This window comes from Herbidospora mongoliensis, from assembly GCF_001570545.1.
In the GTDB taxonomy this organism is placed as follows: domain Bacteria; phylum Actinomycetota; class Actinomycetes; order Streptosporangiales; family Streptosporangiaceae; genus Herbidospora; species Herbidospora mongoliensis.
Genome location: NZ_BBXD01000011.1, coordinates 88,174 through 105,522, shown reverse-complemented (window position 1 = coordinate 105,522; position 17,349 = coordinate 88,174). Strand labels below are relative to the sequence as shown.

Genomic DNA, 17,349 nt, shown 5'->3' with positions numbered 1-17,349 from the left:
ACTCAAAACCTTGCCGTGTACGTCGCGATCGCCGCCTCGTCCCAGTCGAGGCCCAGCCCCGGCCCTTTCGCGGTGATGCGGCCCCCGGCCGGACGGCAGGGCTCGCGCAGGATCGCCCCGGCCAGATCGAAGTGCTCGATCCAGTCGGCCGTAGGGGTGACGGCCATGGCGTGGGCGCTCGCCTCGGTGAAGAGGTGACTGGAGACGGGGAGCGACGCAGCCTCGGCCTGGCCCGCCGCAAGCATCCAGCCGGTGAAGCCGCCGATCTTCATGATGTCGAACATGGCGAAATCGCAGGCCGACGCCTCGATGGCCGCGCGACAGCCACCGGGGAACCACCAGTTCTCGCCGGTCTGGATCCTGGCGCCCGTCGCCCGGCGGACGTAGGCGTGTCCGGCGAGGTCTTCGGCCGGTACGGGCTCCTCGACCCAGTAGAGGCCGAAGTCGCGCAGCCCGTTGACGCGGCGGCGGGCCTCCTGCGGGGTGAGGGACTGGTTGTAGTCGACCATCAACTCCACATCGGGACCGATGATCTCCCTGACCCGCCGGACGACCTCGACGTCCTGTCCGGCGTCGGGATGGCCGATCTTGATTTTGATCCCGAGGAATCCGTCGTCGACGGAGGTCCGCAGAGCCTTCTCCTCCTGGACGGGGTCGATCATCCCGTAGCTGTCGTAGGCCCTGAGCGGGAGGGGTTCCCCGCCGAGCAGGGTGGCGACGGGCTTGGCGGTGAGCCGGCCGAGGGCGTCCCAGAGGGCCATCTCGACACCCGACACGACCATGCCGACGAGTCCCTGCATGCCGGGGAGCCGGAACCGCGCCTGGAACTCCCGCATCCGGCTGACGGGGGAGACGCCCTTGCCGGCGAGGCCGGGGGCGAGTTCGGCGGCGATCGAGGTGAGGGCGGGGAGCAGCGCCGGGTCGTAGGCGAAGATGTACGACCGCCCGATCACCCCGCCCTCGGTGACCACATCGAACAGCAGGAGCGGAGCGGCCGTCGCCGACCCGGACGCCGTGCGCAGCGGCCGCGCCATGGGCACGACCACCGGACGCGCCCGCAACCGCGAGATCGTGTCAACGCCCATACCTCGATGCTGGTCGAACACCGTCCCGGGGCCAATCCGATTCCACCAAAGAGGACGGCGCGGAAGATCTACCGAGTCCGGTGACGGGACCCGGAACTCCTGGGTCGCCGCCTCGCCGTCATCGAACGCGACGAGCGACCTCCCTGACCGCGCTGAGCGGCTTCCTGCCTCGCGACCTGTGCCTGAACCCCGGAATTCAGCGCGGCTTCAGCGTGGCCGTAGATGCTCCCTCGCACCGGACCCATCGAGCGGCTGCGAGGAACGGATGAACAGTGAGATCCCCGACTTCCCGATGAACCGAGGCTGTCCCTACCACCCTCCCGCCGGGTATGAGCGGCTGCGGGCCACCGGGGTGGCCGCGCCCGTCCGGCTCTACGACGGGCGGGTCGCCTGGGTGATCACCGGGCACCCCGAGACGCGGGCGCTGCTGCTGGACCCCCGGCTGTCGTCGAACAGGGCGCGGCCCGACTTCCCGGTGCTCGTGCCGAGAATGGCCGCCGCCAAGCTCACCGCCCTCGTCGGCATGGACCCGCCCGAGCACGACGTGCAGCGGCGGATGCTCGCGCCGAGCTTCACCGTCAACGGGCTCAAGGCGCTGCGGCCGGTGATCCTGCGGATCGTCACCGAGCGGATCGACGCGCTGGTCGACAAGGGGCCAGGGGCCGACCTGGTGCCCGAGTTCGCGCTGGCGGTGCCGTCGACCGTGATCTGCGAGCTGCTCGGGGTGCCGTACGGCGACCACGATTTCTTCGAGGCGCAGACCAGCAAGATGCTGCTGGCGACCAGCACCTCCCAGGACGCGGCCGACGCCGCCGTGGCGCTCACCGCCTACTTCGACGAGCTGATCACCCGCAAGATCGCCGAGCCGGGTGAGGGGGTGGTCGACACCCTGATCAGGGAACGGCTGTCGACCGGGCAGCTGACGCGCGCCGAGGTCGCCTCGATCTCGATGTTCCTGCTGGTCGCGGGGCACGAGACGACCGCCAACATGATGGCGCTGAGCATCCTGACCCTGCTCGAGCACCCCGGCGAGCTGGCCGTCCTGCGGGACAACCCCGACCGGACCAAAGATCACGTCGAGGAGCTGCTCCGGTTCCTGTCGGTCGCCGACGAGCTGCAGCGGGTCGCGGCGGCCGACATCGAGGTCGGCGGGGTGACCATCCGCGCGGGCGACGGCGTCTACCTGCCGAACGCCGCCGCCAACCGGGACGAACGCGTCTACGACGACCCCGACCGCCTCGACCTCGGCCGCGACGCGCGCGGGCACCTGGCGTTCGGGCACGGCGTGCACCAGTGCATCGGGCAGAACCTGGCCCGCGCCGAACTGGAGATCGGGCTGCGGGAACTCGTGACCCGCCTGCCCGGCCTGCGCCTGACCGAGCCGGTGTCGGACCTGGGCGTCAAGCCGGGCGGTTCGGTGCAGGGGATCCACCGGCTGCCCGTCACGTGGTGACGGCGAGCCGCTCCTCCAGGAAACCGGCCACGGCGGCGGGGGTCGGGTAGTCGTAGAGCAGGACGGGCGGCAGGGTCAGCCCGGTCGCCTCGCACAGCCGGTTGCGGACCTCCAGAGCGCTGAACGACGAGAAGCCGATGTGCAGGAAGTTGTCCTCGGGGTCGATCAGCTCGGGGGCGGTATGCCCGAGCACTTCGGCGGCGTGGACCCGCACGAGGTCGAGCAGTGTCACTTCGGCCGGCTGGGCGTCCGGGCGGGGTGGCCCGGCGATCGAGGTGTTCTGGGCATCTGGGGCATCCAGGGAGTCCGGGGCATCCAGGGAGTCCGGGGCATCCAGGGAGTCCGGGATGGACAGGGTGGGGCGGGTGGACAGGGTTTCTGACGGCCACCAGTGGTGTTTGCGTTCGAAGGGGTAGGTGGGCAGGTCGGCGGGTGGGGCGTGGTGGCCTTCGTACCAGCCCGACCAGGTCACCTCGCCGCCGGCCGCGTGCAGCCGGGCGACCAGCGAGGCCACCGCCTCCGGTTCGGTGCGGTCTCTGGTGAGGGCCGGGAGCACCAGCGCGTCGTCCGGTAGTGCGCGCGCCGCCATCGGGGTGAGCACGGCGTCGGGGCCGACTTCGACGAACGTGGTCACTCCGGCGGCGTGGAGGGTGGAGATCACGTCGCCGAACCTGACCGTGTCCCGTAGGTGGCGCACCCAGTATTCGGGGTCCTTCAGTTCTCTGTACGAAACCTCGCGCCCCGTCAGCTCGGAGATCAGCGGGATGACCGGTTCGCGGAAGGTCACCCGGGTCAGGGCCGCGCGGAAGGCGGCCAGGGCTCCGTCCATGTGCGGCGAATGGAAGGCGTGGCTGACCCGGAGCCGGTTGGTGCGGTGGCCGCGCGCGGTGAACCCGGCGGCGATCTCGGTGACCGCGTCGGCGTCACCGGAGATCACCACAGCTCGTGGGCCGTTGACGGCGGCCAGATCCACTCTTCCTCGGTACGCCGCCAGCACTTCGGCGACCTCGGTCTCGGTCGCCTCTATGGCGGTCATCGCGCCGCCTTCAGGCTGGGCCTGCATGAGCCGGCCGCGCGCGGCGACCAGGGCGCAGGCGTCCTCCAGGGACAGGACCCCGGCGGCGTGCGCGGCGGCCAGCCCGCCGAGCGAGTGCCCGGCCACCCTGGACGGGGCCGGGGCAAGCCGTCCGAGCAGCCGGAACAGCGCGATCTCCAGGGCGAACAGAGCGGGCTGGGCGTATTCGGTCCGGTCGAGGAGCGCGGCGCCCCGGCCCGTGTTTTCCCGATCGGCGAAGAGCAGGTCCTTCAACGGGCGGTCGAGGTGCGGGTCGAAGGCGGCGCTGATCTCGTCCAGGGCCGCTGCGAAGACGGGCCACTCGTCGTAGAGGCCGCGGCCCATTCCGGGGCGCTGGCTTCCCTGGCCGGTGAACAGATAGGCCGTTCCGGCGCGCTCGGCGGCCACCGCCCGAACCAGGTTCCGTGAGGAGCGGCCCGCCGCGAGGTCGGCCAGGGCCCGCAGTCGCTGGTCGCGGTCGCCGGGCAGCAGGACCGCCCGGTACTTCAGCGGAGTGCGGCCCAGGGAGAGGGTGTGGCCGACTTGGGTGTCGCCCAGTCCCGGGTGGGCGGTCAGATGATCGAGCAGGCGCGCCGCCTGGGCGTGGAGCGCGGTCTCGGTCCGCCCCGACAACGGCCACGGCGCGGCGGGCGCGGTTCCGACGCTGGGAGCCTCTGCTCGGCCAGGCGCGATACCTCCGGACGTCGGTGCGGTGACGGTCCCAGGAGCCTTTGACGGTTCGGGTGCGGTGCTCTGCCCGGATGAAGTGGGGGCCTCTTCGATGATGACGTGGGCGTTGGTGCCGCTGATGCCGAAGGAGGAGACGCCCGCTCGTCGAGGGCGGTCGCCGCGCTGCCAGGGGATCGGTTCGGTGAGGAGGCGGACCGTGCCGTTGTCCCAGTCGACGTGGGGGGTGGGTTCGTCCACGTGGAGGGTGCGGGGGAGTAGTTCGTGCCGGAGTGACTGGATGATTTTGATGACTCCGGCGACCCCGGCGGCGGCCTGGGTGTGGCCGATGTTGGACTTCACCGAGCCCAGCCACAGCGGCTGGTCCCGGTTGCGGCCATACGTCTCCAGGATCGCCCCCGCCTCGATCGGGTCGCCGAGGCGGGTGCCGGTGCCGTGGGCCTCGACCGCGTCGATCTGCTCGGGGGCCAGACGGGCGTCGGCCAGGGCGGCGCGGATCACCTTTTCCTGGGTGGGGCCGTTGGGGGCGGTCAGGCCGTTCGAGGCGCCGTCCTGGTTGACGGCCGAGCCTCGGAGCAGGGCCAGGATGGTGCGGTTGTTGCGCTGGGCGTCCGAGAGGCGTTCCAGCAGGATCAGGCCGACGCCCTCGGCGAAGCCGGTGCCGTCGGCGGCGGCGGCGAAGGCCTTGCAGCGGGCGTCGGGGGCCAGGCCGCGCTGGCGGCTGAACTCCACCAGCAGGACCGGGGTGGCCATCACCGTGACGCCGCCCGCCAAGGCCAGGTCGCACTCGCCGCGCCGCAGCGACTGGGCGGCCAGGTGCATGGCCACCAGCGACGAGGAGCAGGCCGTGTCGACGGTCACCGCCGGGCCCTCCAGCCCCAGGTGGTAGGCGATGCGGCCGGTCGCGACGCTGGTCGCGTTGCCGGTCATCAGGTGGCCCTCGTAGCCGTCCGGGACCCGCTCGGGCGGGGGGACGTAGGCCTGGGACACCACTCCGGCGAACACACCCGTGCGGCTGCCGCGCAGCGAGCCCGGCGCTATGCCGGCCCGTTCGAAGGTCTCCCACGACGTCTCCAGCAGCAGTCGCTGCTGCGGGTCGGTGGCGGTCGCCTCACGGGGGCCCATGCCGAAGAAGGCCGCGTCGAACTCGGCGGCGTCGTAGAGGAAACCGCCTTCTTTCGTGTACGTCGTCCCGGGGCGGTCCGGGTCGGGGTCGTACAGCGAATCGAGGTTCCAGCCCCGGTCGGCGGGGAAGCCGCCGACGGCGTCGACGCCCTCGTCGAGCAGCCGCCACAGGGCCTCGGGGCTGTCGGCGCCGCCGGGGAGACGGCAGGACGCGGCGACGATCGCGATGGGTTCGTGCCGGCTGTCCTCCAGTTCGCGGATGCGCCGGCGGGCCTGGCGCAGGTCGGTGGTGGTCCGCTTGAGGTAGTCGCGCAGCCGGTCCTCGTTGCTGGTCATGTCGTCTCCTGGATCACAGCAGGGTTCACAGCAGGGGTCACAGCGGGTCGAGCTCCTCGTCCAGGGCGCGGAACAGTTCCTCGTCGGTCGCCGCCGTGAGGTCCTCGTCGTCCGGTTCGGCGGGACGGGAGCCCTCCTCCCAGCGCCACAGCGCCGTGCGCAACCGGTCTTTGATCTTGGCGAAGTCGGGTCCGTCGGCGGTCACGCTCGCGAGCAGCCGGTCGAGTTCGGCCGCTGTGTCGTCGGGGGCCAGCAGTCCGCGCAGGTGGACGGCCAGGGCCGCCGGGGTCGGGAAGTCGAAGGCCAGCGTGGTGGGCAGCCGTAGCCCCGTCGCCGCCGCCACCCGGTTGCGAAGCTCGACCGAGGTCAGCGAGTCGAAGCCGATCTCCTTGAACGCCTGTCCTGCGGTCACCTCCGTGACTCCGGAGTGCCCGAGCACGGCCGCCACCTGCTCTCTGACCAGGGTCAGCAGCGCCTGCTCCCGGTCGGGACCGGGCAGCGCCGCCAGCCGGTCGGCCAACGTGGCGGGCGACACGGGGGCGTGGCGGGCGGCCCTCCGTACAGAAGGAGCGCGCACCAGCCCACGCAGGACCGCCGGCACCTCACCGGCCTCGGCCCGCGCCCGCAGCGCGGCCTCGTCGAGCAGGGCCGGCACCAGCAGCGGCCGATCGGCCCGCACGGCGGCGTCGAACAGCGCCAGCCCCTCGTCCAGGGACATCGGCGTCAGCCCGCCCCTGGCGATGCGGGCCAGATCGGCCGCGCCCAGGTGACCGGTCATGCCGCTGGCCTCCCGCCACATGCCCCAGGCGAGCGAGTTCGCGGGCAGGCCGCGTTCTCTGCGGTGCGCGGCGAGGGCGTCCAGGAAGAGGTTGGCGGCGGCGTAGTTGGCCTGACCCGCACCGCCGAGCAGCCCTGAGGCGGAGGAGAACAGCACGAACGCGTCGAGGTCGCGGGTGAGCTCGTGCAGATTCCAGGCGGCGTCGACCTTGGGCCGCAGCGCGGCGTCGATCTTCCCCGGCGTCAGCGAGGCGAGCACCCCGTCGTCCAGCACCCCGGCGGTGTGGAGCACGGCGCGGAGGGGCCGGTCGGCCGGAATAGTGGCCAGCAGATCGGCCAGCGCTACGCGGTCGGCGGCGTCACAGGCCGCGACCCTCACCTCCGCGCCCGCCGCAGTCAGGTCCGCGGCGAGTTCGGCCGCGCCGGGCGCGTCGGGGCCGCGGCGGCTTGTCAGGAGCAGGTGCCGGACGTTGTGCACGGCCACCAGGTGCCGCGCCAGCGCCGCCCCGATCGTGCCGGTCCCGCCGGTGATGAGAACGGTTCCTTCTTGTGCGGAGGGCTGGTGCCGGGCTGGGGCCGCATCGGCCGGCACCTCTCCTGTCTGTGTGGGCGGCAGGATGAGCACCAGCTTGCCCACGTGGGTGGCCTGGGCGAAGTGCCGGAACGCGGCGGGGGCCTGGCGCACGTCCCAGGTGGTGAGTCGCGACGGGTGCAGGGCGCCCCGCTCGAACAGGGTGAGCACGCCTCGGAAGGCCTCGGAGACCTCCTCGACCGGCATGTCCAGCAGTTCGAACGGCAGGTAGGCCACGCCGGGATGGTCTTCGGCCAGTCGCTCGGGGTCGCGGGGGTCGGCGATGCCCATCTCGACGAAGCGGCCGCCTGGGGAGAGCAGGCCGAGTGAGGCGTCCAGGAGGTCGCCGGTCAGCGAGTTCAGCACGACGTCGACGCCGCCGAAAACGGACGCGAAACCGTCGGTGCGGGAGGAGGCGATACGGGTTGGCGCTACGCCCAGGGCGCGCAGTGCGGGCCACTTCGCGGGGCTCGCCGTCGCGTACACCTCCGCGCCCAGGTGGCGGGCCACCTGCAGCGCGGCCAGGCCCACCCCGCCGGCGGCGGCGTGGACCAGCAGGCGTTCGCCTGGTTGGACGCGGGCCAGGGTGACCAGGCCGTGGTAGGCGGTGGTGAAGACGGCCGGGACGCTCGCCGCCTCGGCGAAGGACCAGCCGTCCGGGATCCGGGCGATGAGCCTGCGGTCGGCGACCGCGACCGGGCCCACCGCGCCCGGCACCAGGCCGAAGACGCGGTCGCCCACGGCCAGATCGGTGACGTCCGCGCCGGTTTCCAGGACGGTGCCCGCGGCCTCCGCGCCCAGGGGGGTCGCGGAGGGGACTATGCCGAGGGCGGTGAGGACGTCGCGGAAGTTCAGCCCGGCGGCGCGGACGCCGACTCTGACCTGGTGTGGGGCCAGGGGGGCCAGGGCCTCGGGGAAGGAGGCGGGGTGGAGGTCGTCGGGGGAACGGCCCGAGGTGGCCAGGCGCCAGGTGTGGTCGTCGGGGAGTTCCAGCCTGAGGTGACGGCTCACGCGGGTCAGGCGGGGGACAAGGGCGACGCCGTCGCGGAGGGCGAGTTGGGGTTCGCCGCTGGCCAGGGCGGCCGAGAGAACCGAGGTTGTGGCGGCGTTCAGGTCGACGATCTCGGTGGTGACCGACTTGGTCGTGTCCGACGGAGAAGTCGAGGTGTCGTTCAGGTCGATGACGATGATGCGGCCGGGGTTCTCGGTGGCGGCTGATCTCGCGACGCCCCACAGCGGGGCTGCTGCCAGGTTCACCGGGTCGCCGGGGCGGGCGGCCACGGCGTTGTTCGTCAGGATGGCGAGGGTTCCGGATTCCTCGGACAGCCAGGTGGTCAGGCGGGCGACCAGGGCTCGCACGTTCGCGGCCACCGTCTGCGGGAGATTGGTCTCGTCGGCGACGGGGGTCGGCCACGCGAGGACGGTCACGTCTGCGGGGTTCCCGGACGCCTCGGGGAGGGGGATTTCGGTCCAGGCCAGTTCGTACAGGGATGTGGGTTCGGCGGTTTGCGGCGTGGGGGCGGCGCGCAGGGTGAGGGACTCGACCCGGGCGATCGGGGCGCCGGTGGGGTCGGCGAAGGTGAGGGTGAGGGTGTCCTCGGCTCCGGGGGTGAGGGTGACGCGGAGGGTGGTGGCGCCGGTGGCGTACAACTCGACGCCTGACCAAGTGAACGGGAGCCGCACTCCCTCGCCGAGGAAACCGCCCAGGGCCATGGCGTGCATGGCCGCGTCGGACAGGGCCGGGTGCAGGGCGAACCTGGTCGCGTCGTCCTCGTGTCCTTCGGGCAGGCGCACTTCCGCGTGGACGACGTCGCCCGCCCGCCAGGCGGCGGTCAGGTTGCGGAAGGCGGGGCCGTATTCGTAGCCGAGGTCGGCCAGACGGTCGTAGAGGTCGTCGATCTCCAGTGGGGTGGCGTCCGGTGGGGGCCACGTGGTCGTCGCGGCGGGTTCGTCGCCGGGCTTCGGGGGCGCCAGGACGCCGGAGGCGTGGCGGGTCCACTCCTGCTCGCCGCTCCGGCGGGAGTGCACGGTCACACGGCGGCGGCCGGCCTCGTCGGCGGCGCTCACCTCCACCTGGAGGCGGATGGTGCCGCGTTCCGGGAGGTAGAGGGGGGATTCCAGGGTGAGTTCGTCGACTCGGAACGTGGTGCCGGAGAGCTGGCCCGCCTGGAGGGCCAGTTCGAGGAGCGCGGTCGCGGGGAGCAGCGCCGCGCCCCGGACGGCGTGGTCGGCGAGCCAGCCGTGGGAGTCGCGGGAGAGACGGCCGGTGACGACCAGCGCTCCCGTCTCGGCCAGGGCGGTGACCGCGGTCAGGAAGGGGTGCTCGGTGGTGTCCAGGCCCAGGCTGCCGGCGTCACCACCGACGGACGGGCCGGTCAGCCAGTAGCGCTCGCGCTGGAAGGGGTACGTGGGGAGGTCGGTGACGCCACTGTCCGGGAGGTGCCAGGTGACCGGGTGCCCGCTGGCGTGAAGGGTGGCGAGGTTCTGGTGGAACTGGCGCAGGGTGCCCTTGTGCCTGCGCAGGGTGCCGGTGACCAGCAGCGACGGGTGCTCGATGGTGTCCTGGACGGCTGTGGTGAGGACGGGGTGTGGGCTGGTTTCGATGAAGGTGGTGTGGCCGTCGTCGACGAGTTTGGTGAGGGTTTGGTGGAAGTGGACGGGGTTGGCGAGGTTGTCGAACCAGTAGGCGGGGGTGAGCTGGGACGCGTCGATGATTTCGGTGGTGAGGGTGGAGTAGAGGGGGATGTCGGCGGGGCGGGGGCGGATGTCGGCCAAGTCGCTGAGGAGCCGGTCGCGGAGTGGGTGGACGTGGGGGCTGTGGGAGGCGTAGTCGACGGGGATTCTTCGGGCGTCGAGGGTTTGGAGGAGGTCGTCCAGTTGGGTGGGGTTGCCGGCGATGACGGTCGCGGTGGGGCTGTTGTGTGCGGCGATGTGGAGGTCGTCGTAGTTCTTGAGCAGGGCGGCGAGGTCGGTGGCGCCTAGAGAGACGGAGGCCATTCCGCCGGTTCCCGCGAGGGCGAGGAGGGCTTTGGAACGGAGGGTGACGATTTTGGCGGCGTCGTCGAGGGTCAGTGCTCCGGCGATGTGGGCGGCGGCGATTTCGCCTTGGGAGTGGCCGATGACGGCGTCGGGGTGGACGCCGTGGTGTTGCCAGAGGCGGGCGAGGCTGGTCATGACGGCGAAGAGGGCGGGTTGGATGACGTCGACCCGGTCGATGGGTGGGCTGTTGAGGGCGTCGATGAGGTTCCAGCCCGCATACGTCTCGATGGCCTGGGCGGCTGCTTCGAGGTGTTCGCGGAAGACGGGTGAGGTGGCCAGGAGGTCTCGGGCCATGCCGTCCCATTGGGAGCCCTGACCAGGGAAGACGAAGACCGTCTTGCCCAGCGGCTTGACCTGGCCGCGCACCAGCAGGGGGTCGTCCCGGTCGTCGGCGAGGGCGGTGAGTGCGGCCAGCAGGTCGTCCCGGTCTCCGGTGACGACGGCGGCCCGATGGGTCAGCGCGGCGCGGCCGGTGGCGAGAGCTCGGGTGATGTGCGACGGCAGCAGAGCGGGGCGGGAGGTCAGGTGGTCGTGCAGTTGGCGGGCCTGGGCTCGCAAAGCCTGCGGGTTGTGGGCCGACAGGAGCACCGGCACGTCGGTGGTGGTCGGGATGTCCTCAAACGCCTGCGGGCCAAAGACCGACGACGGTGCTGGCACGTCGGTGGTGGTCGGGATGTCCTCCAATGCCTGCGGGTTGTGGGTCGGCGGGACCTTGGCCGGAAGACGGTCGGCGGGGGCCTCCTCGATGATGACGTGGGCGTTGGTGCCGCTCATCCCGAAGCCGGAGATGCCCGCTCGCCGGGTTCGGCCGGCTTCCCCAGCCCATGGGCGGGCCTCGGTGAGGAGGCGCACGTCGCCGGCATCCCAGTCGACGTGCGGGGTGGGTTCGTCCACGTGCAGGGTTCTGGGCAGGACGCCGTGCTGGAGGGCCTGGACCATCTTGATGATGCCGCCGACTCCGGCCGCCGCTTGGGTGTGGCCGATGTTGGACTTCAGTGAGCCGAGCCAGGCCGGTTCGTCCCGGTTCTGTCCGTAGGTCGCGAGGAGGGCTTGGGCTTCGATGGGGTCGCCGAGGCGGGTGCCCGTTCCGTGGGCTTCGATGGCGTCCACGTCGGAAGGGGTCAGTCCGGCGTCGGTCAGGGCCGCGCGGATGACCGCCTGTTGCGATGGGCCGTTCGGTGCGGTCAGGCCGTTGGAGGCGCCGTCCTGGTTGATGGCCGTGCCGCGGATGACCGCGAGGACCGGGTGGCCGTTGCGGACGGCGTCCGAGAGGCGTTCCACCAGGAGCAGGCCGACGCCCTCGCCGAAGGCGGTGCCGTCGGCGGCGGCGGCGAAGGCCTTGCAGCGGCTGTCGGCCGACAGGCCGCGCTGGCGGCTGAAGCCGATGAAGATGTCGGGGTGGGACAGGACGGTCGCGCCGCCCGCCAGCGCCAGGTCGCATTCCCCGCCGCGCAGGGCGCGGACCGCCAGGTGCAGGGCGACCAGCGACGCCGAGCAGGCGGTGTCCACGGTGACGGCCGGTCCGCGCAAACCCAGGGTGTACGCGATCCGGCCGGACGCGATGCTGCCCGCGCTGCCGATGCCGAGATAGCCCTCCATGTCCGGCGGCAGCCTTACCCGCGAGCCGTAGTCGGTGTAGACCACGCCGGCGTAGACGCCGGTGGCGGAGCCGTGCAGCGAGGTCGGGTCGATGCCGGCGCGTTCGAACGCCTCCCAGGCGGTCTCCAGCAGCAGCCGCTGCTGCGGGTCCATGCTGATCGCCTCGCGGGGGCTGATGCCGAAGAAGGCGGGGTCGAAGTCGGCGGCGTCGTGCAGGAATCCGCCCTCGCGGGCGTAGGAGGTGCCCGCGTGGGAGGGGTCGGGGTCGAAGAGGCGCTCCAGGTCCCAGCCCCGGTCGGCGGGGAACGGGGAGATGACGTCCCGCTCGCCGGACACCACCGACCACAGGTCCTCGGGGGTGCGCACGTCGCCGGGGTAGCGGCAGGCCATCGCCACGATCGCGATCGGCTCGTCGGCGCGTCCCGGCGCTGTGGGGGTTTCGGCGGGATGGTCGGTGCCCAGCAGTTCCGAGCGGAGGAAGTCCGCCAGTGCACGTGGGGACGGATGGTCGAAGATCAGCGTGGTGGGGAGCTTGAGGCCGGTGGTCGTGGCCAGCCGGTTGCGGAAGTCGACCGCCGTCAGGGAGTCGAAACCCAGGTCCTTGAACGCACGGGTGACGTCGATGCGGCTCTGGTCGGAGAAGCCGAGCACGGCGGCGGCTTGGGCGCTGATGGCGTCCAGCAACAGTCTTTCCTGGTCGGCGGGCGAGCGGCTCGCCAAGGTGGCGAGCGCACCCGCCGCACCTGCCGCGCCCGCTCCGGCCGGTCCGGCGAAGGGGCGCAGCGGCGGCGGCAGCAGGCCCGCCGAGGCCAGCGCACGCAGCGCGGTGGTCGCGGGACGGGCCGCCACCAGCGCGGCCCGCGCCGAGCCCAGCGCCAGCCCGAACAGCGGCGCGCTCTGCCCCGCGCCCGCCGGGATCAGGCCGGGGCGTCCGGAACCCGCGTCCTCCTCCCTGGGACCCCAGGCGATGGCGACGCCCGGCAGGCCGAGCGCGGCCCGGTGGTGCGCGAGCGCGTCGAGGTAGGCGCCGGTCGCGGCCCGCGCACCCTGTCCGGTGCCGCCCAGAATGCCGGAGACGTGCGGGGTCAGCAGGGCGAAGATGTCCAGGTCCAGGCCGAGGGTCAGCTCGTGCAGGTTCCAGGCCGCGTCACCGGCGCGGCGCAGCCCGAGGGTGAACTGCTCGGGCGTGTACGACGTGAGCACCGTCTCCACGTCGTCGGCCGCGACGTGGACGACTCCGGTGAGCGGGTGCTCCGGAGGGAGCAGCGCCAGCGCCTCGGCCAGGGACTCCCGATCGGCTGCCTCGTCGGCGGCCACCATGACGTCGGCGCCCAAGCTCTCCAGGCGGCCGGCCAGGGCGGGGTCGGTGCCCACGAGGAGGAGCCGGTTGCGTCCGAGGACGGTGACCAGGTGTACGGCGGCGGCTTCGGCGAGATCGCCGGGACCGGAGACCAGGACGGTGCCCGGCCTGGCCGCTGGGGCTTCGGGGAAGTCGGCCGGGGTGGTGGTGGTCAGGCGGGGGATGTGCGCGACGCCCTGCCGGAGCGCGACCTGCGGCTCGCCCAGAGCCAGGACGGCGGGGAGGGCACGGAGGGACGTCTCGTCGCCGTCGAGGTCGATCAGGCGGATTCTGCCCGGGTGCTCGGATTGGGCTGCTCGGACGAGTCCCCAGACGGGGGCGGGCGCGAGGTCCTGGACGTCGTCGGCGGTGACTGTCACGGCGTGCCGGGTGACGATCACCAGCTGGGCGGGGGAGTCACCGGCCAGCCAGGTGAGCAGGTCGGGCAGGAGGGTGCTCGCGGAGGTGACGGGGAGGAGGACGAACTCTGGAGCATCGGGCGCCCCGGTCTCGCCGGTTGAGAGCCGTTCGAGCAGGCCGGCGAGGGTCGGGTAGGTGGACTGACCGGCCGTACCGAGGGCTTCCGCGAGGCCGGGGATGCCCGGGGCGAGCACTGTCCAGGAGTCGGCTCCGGTGTTGGCGGGGTCGGCCGGGAGTGTCGCCTCGGGCCAGTCGAGGGTGAGGAATCTGTCGGGGCGGGCGGCGGCGGGGCGCAGGCCGTCGAGGCGCCGGAAGCGGACCGACTCCACTGAGGCGATGAGGACGCCGTCCGGGTCGGTGATGGTGAGGGTGAAGTCCTGGTCGGCGGTTCGGGTCGCGTGGAGGCGGAGTGTGGTCGCGCCGGAGGTGTGCAGGATCGCGCCGCGCCACTCCGCCGGGACTGAGGCGGGGGGCGCCTCGGCGAGCAGAGGTTGCAGCGCGGCGGTGAGCAGCGCGGGGTGCAGGGCGTATCGGGGCGAGTCCTGGGCGATGGGCCCGGGGGTGGTGACCTCGGCGAAGATCTCGTCGTCGCGGCGCCACAGACGGGTCAGGCCTTGGTAGGCGGGGCCGTGGTCGTGCCCTGAGGAGGCCAGGGCCGCCTGGATCTCGGCCACGTCGAGTTCCGCCGCGTTGGGCGGCGGCCAGGCCGGGGCCGCTGACGGCCGGGCGGATGGCGGGGCGGATGGCGGGGTCAGGACGCCTGAGGCGTGGCTGGTCCACGGTGCTTCGTCCGCGTCGTCGGGGCGTGCGTACAGGGTGAAGGGGCGGCCGCCTCGGTCGTCGGGTGGGCCGACGGTGAGTTGGAGGTCCACGCCGCCCTCGGCGGGTGGGGTCAGTGGCGGGCCCGCGAGCAGGTCCGCGACGGTGAGGCCGCCGAGGGCTCGTCCGGCCTGGAGGGCCAGGTCGAGGTAGGCGGCCGGGGGGAGCACCGGCGTGCCGTGGATCGCGTGGTCGGCCAGCCATGGGTGGACGCCGGTGGCGGCTCGTCCGGTCAGCAGGAGGGTGTCGCCCTGGGCGTGGTTGGGCGCGAGGGTGGTCGCGGCGGCCAGCAGCGGGTGGCGGGTGGCGCGCAGGCCCAGGCTCTCCGGGTCGCCGGAGGTGGCGGCGTCCTCCAGCCAGTAGCGCTCGCGCTGGAAGGGATAGGTGGGGAGGTCGGTGACGCCTTCTTCCGGGAGGTGCCAGGTGACCTGGTGGCCGCTGGTCCGCAGGGCGGCCAGGTTCAGGTGGAACTGGTGGAGGGTGCCCTTGTCGCGACGGAGGGTGCCGGTGACCAGTAGGGCCGGGTCGTCGATCGTGTCCTGGACGGCTGTGGTGAGGACGGGGTGGGGGCTGGTTTCGATGAAGGTGGTGTGGCCGTCGTCGACGAGTTTGGTGAGGGTTTGGTGGAAGTGGACGGGGTTGGCGAGGTTGTCGAACCAGTAGGCGGGGGTGAGCTGGGACGCGTCGATGATTTCGGTGGTGAGGGTGGAGTAGAGGGGGATGTCGGCTTCCCGGGGCCGGATGTCGGCGAGGGCTTCTAGGAGTTCGTCGCGCAGGGGGTGGACGTGGGGGCTGTGGGAGGCGTAGTCGACGGGGATTCTTCGGGCGTCGAGGGTTTGGAGGAGGTCGTCCAGTTGGGTGGGGTTTCCTGCGATGACGGTCGCCGTGGGGCTGTTGTGTGCGGCGATGTGGAGGTCGTCGTAGGCGGCCAGGTAGGTGCTGACCTCGTCGGCTCCCCGTTGGACGGAGGCCATCCCGCCGGTTCCCGCGAGGGCGAGGAGTGCTTTGGAGCGGAGGGTGACGATCTTCGCGGCGTCGTCGAGGGTCAGTGCTCCGGCGATGTGGGCGGCGGCGATTTCGCCTTGGGAGTGGCCGATGACGGCGTCGGGGTGGACGCCGTGGTGTTGCCAGAGGCGGGCCAGGCTGGTCATGACGGCGAAGAGGGCGGGTTGGATGACGTCGACCCGGTCGATGGATGAGCTGTTGAGGGCGTCGATGAGGTTCCAGCCCGCATACGTCTCGATGGCCTGGGCGGCTGCTTCGAGGTGTTCGCGGAAGACGGGTGAGGTGGCCAGGAGGTCTCGGGCCATGCCGTCCCATTGGGAGCCCTGACCGGGGAAGACGAAGACCACCTTCCCGCGCGGGGCGGCGACGCCCCTGACGAGGTTCGCGTGCGGGCGGTCGGCGGCCAGCGCGTCGAGCGTGGCGAGCAACTCCGTCTGGTCGCCCGTGATGACCGCGGCTCGGTGGGTGAGCGCGGCGCGTCCTGTGGCGAGGGTGTGGGCGATGCGCGCGGGTCCGAGCTCGGGGCGCGTGGTGAGGTGGTCACGCAACTGCCCGGCCTGCGCTCGAAGGGCCTCGGGGCTGTGGGCCGAGAGGAGAACCGGCGTCTGTCCGGAAACCGTGCCGGGACCGGTCGCGGCGGGTGCGGTGGCGCTCTCCGGCTCTTCCAGGACGACGTGGGCGTTGGTGCCGCTGATGCCGAAGGACGACACCGCTGCCCTTCTGGGCCGGTCGTCGTGTCGTCGCCATGGTTGTGCGTCGGTGAGGAGGCGGACGGCGCCGCTCTCCCAGTCGACGTGGGGGCTCGGTTCGTCCACGTGCAGGGTCTTGGGCAGAACGCCGTGCCGCATGGCGTGGACCATCTTGATGATCCCGCCGACCCCCGCAGCCGCCTGCGTGTGCCCGATGTTCGACTTCAGCGACCCCAGCCAGGCCGGTTCCTCCCGGTTCTGCCCGTAGGTCGCCAGCAGGGCCTGGGCCTCGATCGGGTCGCCCAGGCTCGTTCCCGTGCCGTGCGCCTCGATGGCGTCCACATCGGCAGGGGACAGGCCCGCGTCGGTGAGGGCGGCGCGGATGACGCGCTGCTGGGCGGGGCCGTTGGGGGCGGAGAGCTGGCCGCTCGTGCCGTCCTGGTTGATCGCGGTGCCGCGGACCACGGCGAGCACCGGGTGGCCGTTCCGCTGGGCGTCCGAGAGGCGCTCGACCAGGAGCAGGCCCACGCCCTCGCCCCAGCCGGTGCCGTCGGCCGCCGCGGCGAAGGCCTTGCAGCGGCCGTCGGGGGACAGGCCGCGCTGGCGGCTGAACTCGACGAACAGGCCGGGGGTGGCGATCACGGTCGCGCCGCCCGCCAGGGCCAGGTCGCACTCGCCGGCCCGTAGGGCGCGCACCGCCAGATGGAGTGCGACCAGCGACGACGAGCAGGCCGTGTCGATCGTGATGGCCGGGCCCACCAGGCCCAGCACATAAGAGAGGCGGCCCGAGGCGACCGAGCCCGCGCTGCCGGTGCCGATGTACCCCTCCAGCTCCTCGGGCGCCTGCCGGATGCGGCCGCCGTAATCTCCGTACATGACCCCGGCGAAGACGCCCGTCCGGGAGCCGCGGGCCGATTCCGGGTCGATGCCGGCGCGTTCGAAGACCTCCCAGGCGGTCTCCAGCAGCAGCCGCTGCTGGGGGTCCATGCTGATCGCCTCGCGGGGGCTGATGCCGAAGAAGGCGGGGTCGAAGTCCGCGGCGTCGTGCAGGAAACCGCCTTCTTTCGTGTACGTCTTCCCGACGCGCGCCGGGTCGGGGTCGTACAACGCGGGGACGTCCCAGCCCCGGTCGGCGGGGAAGGGGGAGATCGCGTCCACGCCGTCGCTGACGACCCGCCACAGGTCCTCCGGTGACCGCACGCCACCCGGATAGCGGCAGGCCATGCCGACGATCGCGATCGGCTCGCGGCCGGCCGACTCCACCTCCGCCAGCCGCTGCCGGGTCTGCAGCAGGTCACCGGTGACCCGCTTGAGGTAGTCGCGGAGCTTCGCCTCGGTATTCATCGGGGCG

4 protein-coding genes are annotated in these 17,349 nt (G+C 72.4%); 1 reads left to right on the top strand and 3 read right to left on the bottom strand.

What is annotated here, in order from left to right:
• Positions 1-2 precede the first annotated feature (2 nt).
• On the bottom strand, positions 3-1,085 hold the full coding sequence (locus tag AW272_RS12180) for an enolase C-terminal domain-like protein (RefSeq protein ID WP_066363863.1): 1,083 nt from the start codon (positions 1,083-1,085) through the stop codon (positions 3-5).
• A gap of 265 nt (positions 1,086-1,350) precedes the next feature.
• Between AW272_RS12180 and AW272_RS12175 the strand changes: the two genes are divergently transcribed.
• Positions 1,351-2,538, top strand: coding sequence for a cytochrome P450 (locus tag AW272_RS12175; RefSeq protein ID WP_066363861.1), 1,188 nt, complete (start codon positions 1,351-1,353; stop codon positions 2,536-2,538).
• Here AW272_RS12175 and AW272_RS12170 read toward each other — a convergent pair.
• Together AW272_RS12170 and AW272_RS12165 are read right to left on the bottom strand one after the other, a co-directional pair.
• Positions 2,528-5,740, bottom strand: a complete 3,213-nt coding sequence (locus tag AW272_RS12170) for a type I polyketide synthase (RefSeq protein ID WP_066363860.1) — start codon at positions 5,738-5,740, stop codon at positions 2,528-2,530. The genes AW272_RS12175 and AW272_RS12170 overlap by 11 nt on opposite strands.
• 37 nt (positions 5,741-5,777) lie before the next feature.
• Positions 5,778-17,342, bottom strand: a complete 11,565-nt coding sequence (locus AW272_RS12165; RefSeq protein WP_066363858.1) for a type I polyketide synthase — start codon at positions 17,340-17,342, stop codon at positions 5,778-5,780.
• Positions 17,343-17,349 lie beyond the last annotated feature (7 nt).

Coding starts and splice junctions, on each gene's coding strand:
- AW272_RS12170 (WP_066363860.1), bottom strand. CDS start 5,740: ATGACCAGCAACGAGGACCGGCTGCGCGACTACCTCAAGCGGACCACC.
- AW272_RS12175 (WP_066363861.1), top strand. CDS start 1,351: ATGAACAGTGAGATCCCCGACTTCCCGATGAACCGAGGCTGTCCCTAC.
- AW272_RS12180 (WP_066363863.1), bottom strand. CDS start 1,085: ATGGGCGTTGACACGATCTCGCGGTTGCGGGCGCGTCCGGTGGTCGTG.
- AW272_RS12165 (WP_066363858.1), bottom strand. CDS start 17,342: ATGAATACCGAGGCGAAGCTCCGCGACTACCTCAAGCGGGTCACCGGT.